The organism is Massilia frigida, assembly GCF_011682175.1.
Classification (GTDB): Bacteria; Pseudomonadota; Gammaproteobacteria; order Burkholderiales; family Burkholderiaceae_D; genus Telluria_A; species Telluria_A frigida.
On sequence record NZ_WHJG01000039.1, the window covers coordinates 1 to 12624 of the forward strand.

The following is a 12624-nucleotide window of genomic DNA, read 5'->3' on the forward strand; positions in this document are numbered from 1 at the left end:
GCCTATCTGCGCATGTCCAAACTCGCTCATTTACCCGTCAATCCCTTGCAGGCCGCCGTGAAGCGGTCGGTTTCAATTAGGCGATACCGTGGCGGTCGTCAAGTTTCACCGAAAACGTCATAGAGCCTCCGCGTCGGCATGAGCGGTCAGGGCAACGATGGCCTGCAGCTTATCGCAGACGATTTTGGCGGCGACATCCTGGGCCACAGCTTGCTGGCTCAAGCCGGTGACGTGCTCCAGATTGAGCCGGTGCTTGAGCCGTTTGAACGCTTCCTCGATGCCCCAGCGCTTATGGTAGAGCTCGGCAAAGCATTCTGCCGGGTAAATTTCTTCGTCGAAGAGATTGGTCATCAGAACGCGTTGCTCGCCGCTGGGAGAGGCGTTGCGGACCAATCGGACACGCTGCGGTTTGCGCGGACATTCGTAGTCGAGCGCGTCCGGCTTGTTCGGCGCAGGCAGCGTGACGACCTGCTCAAGCGCCTTCGAGTGCATGAACGTGCGCACGCAGGTGAAGCCGCTTGCATTGTCGACGCGCATGCAGAACTTGATGGCGCGGTGGTTCAGCACTGCGACCAGCCAGCGGCAAGGGTAGCCGCGATCGAGCAGTAACAGGTCGTCCGGGGAAAGTAGGTCCAGGTGTTCGAACAGGAACTGGCGTTCGCCGCATTGATGGACGTTGTGCAGGGAGGCGGCGAGCATCAGGTCAGGCCCCGGCAAGAACAGGCCGAACAGGATTTGATCGGCCAGAGCGGCCCGCTTCACATGGCTGGCCCGCAGCCCGAAACGCACCGTCGAGGCGTCGGCGGCGACCAGGCGCAACCCGCGCCAGCGCGGCACAAAACCGTCCGTTTCGGCGCGCTTGATGAGCCAGTCGTTGAGACCCGGAATGGCAGTCAGGGATAGTTTGGCGCGCGCCTGGGCGAAAGCCTGCTCGGACACCTCGTGAACGAGCTGGGCTTGTTGGCGCAGATGGGCGAAGAAGGTGTCCAATTCGGCTTGGATACTCATCCGCATGCCCGTCAGCATGATGGCAACCAGCGTCGCCAAGGGAAGCTTGCGACAGCGCGAGAACGCCATTGGATGGTCGGCGTGGCGCGCTTCCTGCAAAAATTCTGTTGAGCATAGTCGGGCAGCGAAATCTTGAAACAGCATGGACAGAACGGACATGGCAGACAGTGGAAATAAAAATTCACACTGACGACCGCGCTTTTAATTTGGTGTCAAGTACGGACTTGGTAATATTGAAAATAAATTACATAAATGCACACAATTCTCTTAACTTGGATGGATTGCCTCGCTGCCCCATCCGTCTATTCGATCCGGCATGGACATCATTCTGTAGAATGAGGTCTTGAGCGCACAGGGCATGTGGCGCGGCTTTGGAAAATCGACAATCAGGAGATGCGATGGGTATTGGGGTTAGGCTTTTCTTCGTGACGGATTGGCCGTATTTATCCCTGCCAAGATCAGGCGACGAAGTCATGGACATCATTGACGACGCTACGACGTATTTTTTCGAGGTCGAATGCGGTATTCCATTGAGCGTGAGTAAACCGCATTGGTGCCAAAGTCTGGAAGAGGAGTGCCGTCATTTAAGTAATTGGAAGGCTGCTTATCGGGCAGGCGATTATTATGAGGAGGCGATCCGCCCCCTGATGACGAACGATGGGGAACGGGCCTGCGCCGACCGCGTTTTTGAAGAATTTTTTTGGGCAGGGGTCGAAGGCGAGGCGAACTCTCATCACGATTTGGTCGATGCGCCGAGATTTACCGGATACTGCGGTCTTTTGTTGTTTGCATTCGCCCCGGAAAGTGTTGATCCATTTCTCGATTCCCTGTCGGCGCTGATCTCCCGATTCGAGAAGATGAACCTGCGATCTATCGCACCGGCATCCATGTATAACAACTGGTATGCGTCGCCGGACGAATGGATATCCTATCTGAAGGAATGGATGGAGCCGTTCGCAGCCGCCAGCAAGATGAAGGCAGGGCTGATTGCTCATTCCTGCTGAATCCGATTCTGTGAATGGTGGCCTTCCCCCCATTCCGTGGGATGCGCAATGCCGCGAAAGGGTGTAAATTCCGCCAACACCCACCCTCATCAAGAAGGAACATCATGTCCATTACCGTCAAGCGCGATCTGTCGCAACCGATGCGCCATATCGTCCACGTGCGCAATCACCTGATCCCGGCCGATGGTTCGGTCGAAGAGGGCGGCGCCGATGCCGGCCCCTCGCCGCACGACCTGTACGATGCCGCCCTGGGCGCCTGCAAGGCCCTCACCGTGGTCTGGTACGCGAAGCGCAAGGGCATTCCGGTCGAGGACATCGAAGTGACCATCGAGCGCGATGCCAGCGACGAGCGCAAGGGTGTGTACCGCCTGTCCGCCGCGCTGCAATTCGGCGGCGACCTGTCCGAGGCCCAGCGCGCCGACCTGCTTTCCGCCGCCGAGAAATGCCCCATTCAAAAGCTGATGACCGGCGTGACCACCGAAATCACCACCACCCTAGTGCAGCCATGAGCATCGCCTACTTTTTCAAGCCGCACGAAAAGGATATCGGCGGCGGCTTTCGCGTGCGCCGCGTGCTGCCGGCCGCGGCCAAGCAGGCGGTCGGGCCATTCATCTTCTTCGACCACTTCGGTCCCCTCGACGCGCCGGCCGAGGCCAATCACGATGTGCGTCCGCATCCGCACATCGGCCTGGCCACGGTGACGTATCTGTACGAAGGCGCCATCGAGCACCGCGACAGCGTCGGTTCGGTGCAGCGCATCGAACCGGGCGCGATCAACTGGATGACGGCTGGCAGCGGCATCGTCCATTCCGAACGCACCCCGCCTGACCTGGCCGGCAAGCCGCGCCGCTCGCACGGCCTGCAACTGTGGGCCGCGCTGCCGCGCGCGCACGAGGAAGACGCGCCCAGCTTCGCGCACACACCGGCGAGCGAGATCCCGCTGGCGCAGCTCGACGGCGCGCTGGTGCGGGTGCTGATCGGCAGCGCCTTCGGCCAGACCTCGCCGGTGGCGACCTTCAGCGAAACGCTGTACCTCGACATCGCGCTCGACGCCGGCCGCAGCATCGAACTCGATGATTTGCCGCCCGAAGCGGCGATCTATCCGGTAGCGGGCGAGATCGCGATCGACGGCGAGCTGCTCTCGCCGCACACGATGGCCTATATCGACGCCGGCAGCGGCGCCAGCGTGTACACCAGCGCCGGCGCGCAGTTCGTGGTCATCGGCGGCGCGCCGCTGGACGGCCAGCGCAGCATGTACTGGAATTTCGTCTCGTCGAGCAAGGAGCGCATCGCGCGCGCCTGCGACGATTGGGAGCAGCAGCGTTTCGACAAGGTGCCTGGCGAGACCGAGTTCATTCCCTTGCCGAAGCGCTGACAGGGAACTTTGCGGCAGGGCAGCGGTCTAAGCCTTCACATCAACAAACCGTGGAGGCGGTCATGAAGATTCCTGATGAGCTGCAAATTCCCGCTATCGTCTTTACGCTGCAGGCGGCGCTGCTGTTCGGCGTGGCGATGGTGTTCCTGGTACTTCTCCCCGGCGGCTGAGCCCGCCATGCCGGCGGCCGCTGCTGCCGCCGGCTTCACGACACGGCGCTACCGCCAAGGCCTCGTCAAGCGCGCCCCCCCCCACGCGTTATGTTTCCGAGATGCAACGTTGTCGCGGATTTGAATGTTTCCTCAGTACACAATATGTTGCCAGTGGGACATAATGCATCCCCAGCATTCAGCAACCCATTGAGGAACCAGTATGAACCAACCACTGCGCCTGACCCTGGCGACCGCGATCTTGGCAGCGTTCAGCCTGTCGTCGCACGCCGCCGACGCGCCCACCGTCACCATCAGCGGGTTCGGCACGGCCGCCCTGACGGCCACCGATACGGACGATGTCGAGTACGCGCGTTTCAACCAGGCCGCCGGCGTCGGCAAGAGCCCGCGCGCCGGTGTCGATTCCAACTTCGGCATCCAGGGCACGGCCAAGATCAATGACTGGCTGTCGTTTACCGCGCAGGGCCTGGCCCGCAAGAACGCACGCGATGCCTATGGCGCCGAACTGAGCTGGGCGTTCGCCAAGTTCAAGGTCAGCGACGAGATCTCGATCCGCGTCGGCCGCATCGGCATGCCGATCTACATGATTTCCGACTTCCGCCAGGTGGGCTACGCCAACACCATGATCCGTCCGTCGCAGGAAGTGTATGGCCAGATCTACGGCGACTCGTACGACGGCGCCGATGCCATGTATCAGCACAACTTCGGCGATACCACCGTGACCGCCCAGATCGGCGTCGGCACGATGTCGGCCAGGATTACGGACAACAACCGGATCAAGTACAAGCCGGCGACGACGGTCAATATCGTGGCTGAAAACGGCCCGTTCACCGTGCGTTTTGGTCGTGCCGACGCCAAGGTCAGCGTGGAAGGCAGCGAATCGATCGACGGCCTGATCGCGACGCTGCACAAGGTGGGGATGAGCAAGGTCGCCAACGACCTGTCGGTCACCGATGTCGACGGTTCGTTCACCTCGCTCGGCTTCACCATGGATTACAAGAATGTCCTGGTGCAGGGCGAATATGCCGTGCGCAAGACCGACTCGCTCACCCTGCCGGACACCAGCTCGTATTACGCGATGCTCGGTTACCGCTTCGGCAAGGTGACACCGTATTACTACTACGGCACGGTCAAGCAGGACAGCGCACGCACGTACGCCGGCTTGCCGGCCACCGGCCCGCTGGCAGCGCTCGGCGCCGGCGTCAACGTCGCCATCAAGGCTGGCCTGCAATCGACCAATGCGCTTGGCCTGCGCTGGGACTTCCACAAGTCCGCCGCACTCAAGGTCCAGGTCGACCGCATCAAGCCACGCGATGGCGCCGGCACCTTCCTCAGGGCCAAGCCCGGATTCAGCGACACGGTCAACGTGTACGCCGCCGGCATCGATTTTGTATTTTAAGGAGAGCGGCATGAAGACAACTATCGGCAAGATGCTGCTTGCAGCCGGCTTGTTTGCGGCGACCGTCCCCGCCCTGGCGGACATCGTGGTCATCGTCAACCCGAAGAATCCGGCCACGCGCATGTTCAGCGAACAGGCTGCCCAGTTTTTCGTCGGTAAATCGGCCCTGTTCACACCGGTCGAGTTCAACGAAGGCGCGGCCATCCGCACCGAGTTCTATAGCAAGGTGCTGCAGAAGGAACCGGCGCAGGTCAAGGCTATCTGGTCCAAGCTGGTGTTCACCGGCAAGGGCACGGCACCGAAGGAATATCATTCGGCAGCCGAGGTGAAGAAGGCGGTTGCGGCGGATGTGAGCGCGATCGGCTACATCGACAAGTCGGCCGTGGACGATAGCGTGAAAGTCATCCTCACGGTGCAGTAAGCCATTGCGGCCCGGGCCGTTGCGCCCGGCAAGCAGTCACACGGCGTCATCCATTGCGCCGGTCCTTGCGGCCGGCGCATGCCTCCTCTTGCATCCCTCCCGTCATCATCTATTTCCCAGTGGCTCGCGATTGATTGCCGTACGTAATGCCGGCTGCCGCTTGGCCAGGCCTGGAACTTTTCACTTTGGCATGCCATAAAATCACCTTTCGAGAAGAAGCTTATTTCTTAGGCTAGATTAAAGCCCATCAATGCCCGCCTGTGTTCCTTCGATACAACGCTTTCGTGAAATTGAACGCGTGCGCGGTACACAAATAGTTACTCGTGGCCCACACTGAAGCCTCAGTACTAGTGAACCATTGAGGAGAAAGTATGAATCAACCATTGCGTCTTGCCCTGGTCTCGGCAATCCTGGCAGCCTTCAGCATGGCGTCGCACGCGGCCGATGGCCCGACCGTCACCATCAGCGGATTCGGTACCGCGGCCCTGACCGCGACCGATACCGACGACGTCGAATTCGCGCGGCCGAATCAGCAGGCCGGTGTGGGCAAGAGCCCGCGTCCGGGTGTCGATTCCAATGTCGGCATCCAGGGCGCGGCCAAGATGAATGACTGGTTGTCGTTCACGGTGCAGGGCCTGGCGCGCAAGAATGCCCGCGATGCCTGGGGCGCTGAGCTGAGCTGGGCGTTCGCCAAGTTCAAGGTCAATGACGAGCTGTCGATTCGCCTCGGCCGTATCGGCATGCCGATCTACATGATTTCGGATTTCCGCCAGGTGGGCTACGCCAACACCATGATCCGCCCACCCACCGAGGTGTATCGCCAGGTGAACGGCGACTCCTTCGATGGCGTCGATGTGGTGTATCAGCACAGTTTCGGCGACACCACGGTGACGGCGCAGGCGGGCATCGGCAATATGAAGGCCAGGAGCACTGACGATGCCAAGGTCAAGTACCGGCCGGCGACGGCGATTCACATCGTGGCCGAAAACGGGCCGTTCACCGTGCGCTTCGGCCGTGCCGATGCCAAGGTCACCGTGGAAGACAACAAGGCGCTCGACGGCTTGCTGGCCACCTTGCGCCGGGTTGGCCTGACCCAGGTCGCGCAAGACCTCAGCATTACCGATGTCGACGGCTCCTTCACCTCGGTCGGCTTCACCATGGATTACAAGAACATCCTGGTGCAGGCCGAATATGCGATGCGCAGGACCGATTCGCTCATCATCGTGGACACCAATTCCTACTACGCCATGTTCGGCTATCGCTTCGGCAAGGTGACGCCGTACTACTACTACGGCGACACCAAGCAGGACAGCGCCCGTACATATGCCGGCTTGCCGACCAGCGGCCCGCTGGCGCCGCTGTCCGCTGGCGTGAACGGCGTGGTCAAGGCGGCGCAGCAATCGACCAACGCGCTCGGCGTGCGCTGGGACTTCAGCAAGTCCGCCGCGCTCAAGGTGCAGGTCGACCGCATCAAGCCACGCGATGGCGCCGGCACCTTCCTGAGAGCCAAGCCAGGCTTTCACGACACGGTGAACGTGTATGCCGCCGGCATCGATTTCGTATTTTAAGGAGAGCAGCATGAAGACTATCATCGGCAAGATGCTGCTTGCGGCTGGCTTGTTCGCGGCGACCGTGCCCGCCCTGGCGGAAATCGTGGTCATCGTCAATCCCAAGAATCCGGCCACGCGCATGTTCAGCGAGCAAGCGGCTCAGTTTTTCATCGGCAAGTCGGCCTTGTTCACGCCGATCGAGTTCAATGAAGGCGCGGCCATCCGCACCGAGTTCTATAGCAAGGTGCTGCAGAAGGAACCGGCGCAGGTCAAGGCCATCTGGTCCAAACTGGTGTTCACCGGCAAGGGCACGGCACCGAAGGAATATCATTCGGCCGCCGAGGTGAAGAAGGCGGTCGCGGCGGATGTGAGCGCGATCGGCTACATCGACAAGTCGGCCGTGGACGATACCGTGAAAGTCATTCTCACGGTGCAGTAAGCAGCGGCGGGCGTCAGCGGCCCGCGCAAGAACAGGTACAAGGCCCTTGCGCTGTGCGGCAAGGGCCTTGTCGTTTCCGGCGCAGAAACTTGCCGCCGCACGCGCGCATCTGCTAGGCTGGGCGACCGCGGCATGCCGCTCACCACGCCCATCCGATGACGCCACTTCCCGCCGCCCCCCTGACCGTTCCCGCACCGGACGGCGTGCCCGTCTTCGGCCGCTTTGCCGGCGCCGCCACGTGCTTCGACTGGGCTCGCCTGGCCGCGCCGCACGCGCGCAGCCGCTGGTGGCGCCGCTTCCACCACAAGCGCTGGCACTACACCGCGCTCGCTACCGATCAATTGTTTTGCGGCATAGCCATCGTCGATGTCGGCTGGACCAACACGGCCTTTGCGTATGTGTTCGAGCGCGGGCAGGGCGCGGTGGTCGCGGGCTTTTCGCGCGACGGTATTCCGGGGCTGACGGCGCGCCTGGCCGGTCACGCGGGTGAACAGAGCCGTTTCAGTTTTGCCGGCAGCCGCATCGCCATGTCGGCCAGCACGCTGTCGCTGCGCTGCAAGGACGTGCGGATCGATGCCGCCTTTGGCGCAGCGGGCGCGCCGCTGTTGCTGGCCGTGGGGCCGGTGCAGGGCGGGGCGGTGCATGCGACGCAGAAATCATCGGGCCTTGCACTCACGGGCACGGTGCGCGTCGGCGAGCGCGCGTACCAGCTCGATGGCGGCGTTGCCAGCTTCGACTATTCAAACGGTTTACTGGCGCGCAATACGGCGTGGCGCTGGGCGTCGGCGCACAGCCTGGAACTGGGCTTCAATTTGCAGGCCGGCTATTTCGGCTCGCACGAGAACGCCTTGTGGCTGGACGGCCGCCTGATCGGACTTGGCGCCGCCACGTTCGAGTTCGTCGAGGGCGATCCGATGGCGCCGTGGCACGTGTTCACCGACGACGGCTTGCTCGACCTGCATTTCACGCCGGAAGGGGCGCGCCGCGAGGACAAGAACCTGCTGGTGGCGGCCAGCCGCTATGTGCAGCCGATCGGTACGTTTTCCGGGTGGGTGAGGGCGAGTGCGGATGGGCCGCGCCGTACCGTGACGCGTCTGGCCGGCGTGACCGAAGACCACGCGTCGCGCTGGTAGCGCACCTCGGCGTGACTGGTTCGGCTTGCCCTTGCGCTTGCCCGGCTTTACTTCTGTGTCGAAAGTAGTTCCCATCAAAAAGGAGTGGGAACTACTTTACGGGCGAGCCTGGTTACATCCAGACGGTGCGAGCAAGACGCTTACGCGTTTCGCGAGGGCGGTCCCACCCGGAAGCAGGACGAATGCGAGCGCGTCGCGTGCTGTGAAAAACCTTGCTTATCGGCGAGTGCAGGCCCGGAAGTCGGCGCTTTGTACCGGTGGGTTTGCAGTCGCGGATCCCGTCGGGCCGGACTGGACGGTGATATTTGAGAAGGTGACGTTCGCCAAGACCAAGTTCTGTCCAGGTGGGCAGGTAAAGTTGCCAGGACCTGGAGCATTGAGAGTAAGACAGCCTGACACGTTGCCGTTTCTATCGCTGACGAAATTCCCGGATGTCGAGACTGCCGTGTTAACCGTGGTCTTATTTGCTGCGCTGGGGCAGTTTCCATTTTTAGTTTGACAAACGAAGGTCGCTGTTGCATTAGCGCTGGCGTTAACGGTGATAGTAGCATTATCGCCCAATCCTGCTATTTTAAAGCACGTCTGCACACTGGTTCCGACCAGCGTCGACGTCACTCGCCCGACAAAGTGGGGATTCGCCGCATAAACGGTGGTAGTTGCGCCTAAAAGCGCCCCGCACAATGCCATCGTTTTTGCAAGATGATTGATTCTGAGTTTCATGATGTTGCCCCTGAAAAAGTGCTGCTTCGAATACATCTTTACTACTGCTACGCTGCAAAGCGCCCAATCGATCGATCAGTTACCGCGCCTGGCTGCATGTTCGAGAGTAGGCTGCTGATACCTTGAAAATTTGTTCGATATCAGGGCTCGCGTTAAAGAGGTAAATTTTTCGTCTCAATTCAGCTATCGCGAAGGAACCCGCACACTGTTTTCCCGGTAGAACGTGAACTGCAGCGGTTCGGAAGGGGGATCCTTCGGAAGTAGCTCAGCGGCTTCTTTCACGAGCACATGCTTGTCGTGCGCTTCGACCTGCCGGCACAGGGCGATGCCGTAGCGCGGGCGCGCCGAGGCCGGCACAAGGCGAGGCGCCAAGGCGAGGCACAACATGCATATCTTTTTATCTTGACATCAAAATTCAATCGGCATATATTTCACATTCCTGATTTGGAAGCGTTTCCATAATCGGGGGAACGGTAAGTTTCCACTCTCCAATACATCCAAAAAAACTGCGTGCGCAGGCATGCGGCCTGGCCGCCAAGGAGACCGATGTCCGGCGTGAAACCGTTCACGCCACAGGCGCCCCGGCGCCTCGATTGTCCCGCCCGATGCAGCCCGGGCCGCGCACTGCGCAGAGGGCCAGCTGCATGTTCGACCTGAATCTTGCCCGACCGCGCATGCAGCTCGCGTAGCCTGGCACAGCGCGATGCCGACGCTGACGGAAGCGCTACCAAATCGCTTCCGGCGCGGTGCCGCATTTTATGAAGAGTAGTTACGAGGAGACATTGTGAATAATCAAAACAAGCAGCTGGTCAGCCGGAAACGCAAATTCGTCCTGTCCGCCATCGCGGGCAGTATCCTGGGCATCTACGGCGCCGGCGCGAGCGCCAGCGTGACCAATCCCGTGATCGGCCAGTTGCTGTGGTCGGAAGAGTTCAACGGCCCCAGCCTCAACACCTCGGTCTGGACGGCGGACGACGGCAACGGTTGCCAGATCAACCTGTGCGGCTACGGCAACCAGGAACTCCAGTACTACAGCCCGAACAACCTGTCCATCGTCAATGTGCCGTTCGAGCCCAATTCGCGCGCCCTGGCGATCAAGGCGCTGCAACAAACGGTCGGCAGCAACTCCTTCACCTCCGGCAAGATCACCTCGGCAGGCAAGGTGCAGGTGCAGTACGGCATGGTCGAGATTCGCGTGAGCACGCCGCAGCTTGGCAATGGCCTGTGGCCAGCCGCGTGGCTGCTCGGTGCCAGCCCGCAAAGCTGGCCGCGCAACGGCGAGATCGATATTGTCGAGATGGGCCACCGCGCCAGTTCGCGCGCCGCCGCCGGCAATGCGCCGATCGATAACTTCGTCGGCTCGAACGTCATCACCTATCAGCAAGCCGCCTGCGTGCCGGGCAATGAAAGCTGCGCGGCGTCGACCGCGTGGCAAACCAAGAACTGGTACATCGCCCCGACCTCGATGGCCAATCGCTTCGTTACCTACCGCCTGTACTGGACCGAATCGCAGATGCGCTTCACGGCGATCGACAATGGCGTCGAGCACAATTTGTACGATAATCCGCTGCCGGTCAATTCGACCGCCTTGCAGGCGCCGTTCTATCTGCTGCTGAACCTGGCGGTGGGCGGTAACTTTACCGACGCCGCTTCGCCGGGACAAGTCACCGCGCCGCTGCCGGGCACGATGTATGTCGATTACGTGCGCGTGTACCAGCTCGATGGCAAGGGCGCGGTCAAGCTGGGTAGCCAGACGACGCCGGAAGTGGGCAAGTTCGGCGTGTTCACCGATAACACCGCAGTCAATAACAAGCAGGTGGCCGGCACCAGTTCCGACGTCTTTGTGTGGAATAACGCGTCCATGTCCGGCGGTAATATCCCGCCTTACGAGGGCAGCAATGTCATGGCCTTGAACTACACCGCGCCCAACCAGTGGTTTGGCGGCAGCGTGCAGTCGCGCCAGGCGCATGACATGAGCAATTTCAGGAATGGCAATCTCAAGTTCCGGATCAAGATTCCCGCCAATGTGGCGTTCAATGTAAGTATCCAGGATACCTACACCAATCAGAACGCGGTCAAGTTCCCGGCGAATGCGACCACGTATGGCCTGGTGCGTAACGGTGAGTGGGCGACGGCGACGATTCCGGTATCGACCCTGGTCGGGCCGAAAGTCGCGTTGCAGTCGATGCTGGACCTGTTCCAGTTTTCGAGCGAAGCGACGCAATTGCCGAGCGCGCCGTTCCAGATGGCGATCGACGATATTGTGTGGGAGTCGGGTACACCGACGCCAACGCCAACGCCAACGCCGACGCCGACGCCGACGCCGACGCCGACCCCGACCCCGACCCCAACGCCGACGCCAACGCCAACGCCAACGCCAACGCCAACGCCGACACCAACCCCTGTTTCGGTCAGCGCCACCCAGACCGGCCCGACAACCCTGCAATTCGCAGTGCGCACGTCAAGCTGGGCGGACGTGCACTACACGGTCAACGCTGGTGGACAGCAAAACCTACGCATGCGCCAGGACGCGGGCAATAACACCTACTCGGCAGGTGGCCTGAAGGCGGGCGATGTGGTCAAGTACAGCTTCACGTACTGGGATACCACGCGTAACTATGCGGTCGACACCGCCCTGCAAAGCTTCACGATGAAGTAATTGCGTACGAGGGAGACAGCAGGGCGGTCGCGGATTGCGACCGCCCTGTGCCGTCTACCTGGCCTTGCCGGACGGCGCCGGCTGGGCTACCGCCAGCCATTGCGTCGTTGGCTGAATCGCTGGCGCTTTGCGTTCCGCACCGAAGGCCGCTTCGGCCTTGGCCGGTGTCATCCCCGCAATCAGGGGAAGCCACTTGCCATCTTCGGATACCAGCATGGGGATGACTGGTTTGATCGATTTCACAGCCAGCATGATTCCATATAGCAAGTTAAAATCCTGCTCCGCGCGTTGAGGCGTCAGTGCGCATGCGCGCGCCGGCGGCACGGACCGTGTGGCCCAGTAGGATTGCCATGCCTTTGATGGATCGCCGTCGCATTTTATCCGGATCACTTTTTCGAGGAAGGGCAAGCCGCCATCCGCACTGTCCCGCAATGTGCCGGGCACGAGGTAGAAGGTCGTGTTCATGACGGCTGCTGCCTTCTGCAAGCCTTTTTCAAACTGGTTGCGGGCTGGGCAATCGAGAGCGGAGAACATGAGAATCTTGCGTCCTCCGCCATTGCCATAAGTAATCTTGATCAGCTTGTCGTAGTCGATATTGGCCATGACTTCGGCGCGTAACTCGTCGAGCTGGCTGGGCGTCATCAGGCGCGGTTTGCCCGGTTGTAGCCCGACTGTGTGATAGCCTGGTTTGCTTTTGCCGGTGATGGTTCCCGCCTCGTTGGTGACGGTGAGCACTGTCCCGTCGG

At 61.0% G+C, this 12624-nt stretch carries 12 protein-coding genes; 9 read left to right on the top strand and 3 right to left on the bottom strand.

Annotated elements, in window-relative coordinates; genetic code table 11:
• Positions 1–117: 117 nt before the first annotated feature.
• Positions 118–1167: an IS4 family transposase gene (locus F2P44_RS27120; protein WP_229423782.1), complete on the bottom strand. Its 1050-nt coding sequence runs from the start codon at positions 1165–1167 to the stop codon at positions 118–120.
• A gap of 314 nt (positions 1168–1481) precedes the next feature.
• Between F2P44_RS27120 and F2P44_RS27125 the strand changes: the two genes are divergently transcribed.
• The 8 genes from F2P44_RS27125 to F2P44_RS27160 all read left to right on the top strand — a co-directional run bounded on the left by F2P44_RS27125 (position 1482) and on the right by F2P44_RS27160 (position 8499).
• Entirely contained in the window at positions 1482–2012 is a 531-nt protein-coding gene (locus F2P44_RS27125) for a hypothetical protein (RefSeq protein WP_167091463.1), read from the top strand.
• A gap of 104 nt (positions 2013–2116) precedes the next feature.
• Complete coding sequence (locus F2P44_RS27130) at positions 2117–2521, top strand: OsmC family protein (protein ID WP_167091466.1); 405 nt, start codon at positions 2117–2119, stop codon at positions 2519–2521.
• On the top strand, positions 2518–3387 hold the full coding sequence (locus F2P44_RS27135) for a pirin family protein (RefSeq protein WP_167091469.1): 870 nt from the start codon (positions 2518–2520) through the stop codon (positions 3385–3387). The genes F2P44_RS27130 and F2P44_RS27135 overlap by 4 nt, the downstream gene beginning before the upstream one ends.
• A gap of 372 nt (positions 3388–3759) precedes the next feature.
• Complete coding sequence (locus F2P44_RS27140) at positions 3760–4956, top strand: porin family protein (RefSeq protein ID WP_167091472.1); 1197 nt, start codon at positions 3760–3762, stop codon at positions 4954–4956.
• 10 nt (positions 4957–4966) lie between these two features.
• Positions 4967–5377 carry a hypothetical protein gene (locus F2P44_RS27145; protein ID WP_167091474.1) on the top strand — a complete coding sequence of 137 codons (411 nt, stop codon included), beginning with the start codon at positions 4967–4969 and terminating at the stop codon, positions 5375–5377.
• A 371-nt stretch (positions 5378–5748) separates the two neighbouring features.
• Positions 5749–6945, top strand: a complete 1197-nt coding sequence (locus F2P44_RS27150) for a porin (protein ID WP_167091477.1) — start codon at positions 5749–5751, stop codon at positions 6943–6945.
• A 10-nt stretch (positions 6946–6955) separates the two neighbouring features.
• Positions 6956–7366, top strand: a complete 411-nt coding sequence (locus F2P44_RS27155) for a hypothetical protein (protein ID WP_167091480.1) — start codon at positions 6956–6958, stop codon at positions 7364–7366.
• A gap of 155 nt (positions 7367–7521) precedes the next feature.
• Positions 7522–8499, top strand: a complete 978-nt coding sequence (locus F2P44_RS27160) for a DUF2804 domain-containing protein (protein WP_167091483.1) — start codon at positions 7522–7524, stop codon at positions 8497–8499.
• A 216-nt stretch (positions 8500–8715) separates the two neighbouring features.
• Here the strand turns inward: F2P44_RS27160 and F2P44_RS27165 are convergent, their stop codons facing one another.
• Positions 8716–9219: a hypothetical protein gene (locus F2P44_RS27165; RefSeq protein WP_167091486.1), complete on the bottom strand. Its 504-nt coding sequence runs from the start codon at positions 9217–9219 to the stop codon at positions 8716–8718.
• Positions 9220–10003: 784 nt separating this feature from the next.
• On the opposite strand from F2P44_RS27165, the gene F2P44_RS27170 reads away from it, so the two are divergent.
• Complete coding sequence (locus tag F2P44_RS27170) at positions 10004–11878, top strand: glycoside hydrolase family 16 protein (protein WP_370662754.1); 1875 nt, start codon at positions 10004–10006, stop codon at positions 11876–11878.
• Positions 11879–11932: 54 nt separating this feature from the next.
• On the opposite strand, the gene F2P44_RS27175 is transcribed toward F2P44_RS27170, so the two are convergent.
• Positions 11933–12613, bottom strand: a complete 681-nt coding sequence (locus F2P44_RS27175; protein WP_167091488.1) for a thioredoxin domain-containing protein — start codon at positions 12611–12613, stop codon at positions 11933–11935.
• Positions 12614–12624: the final 11 nt, after the last annotated feature.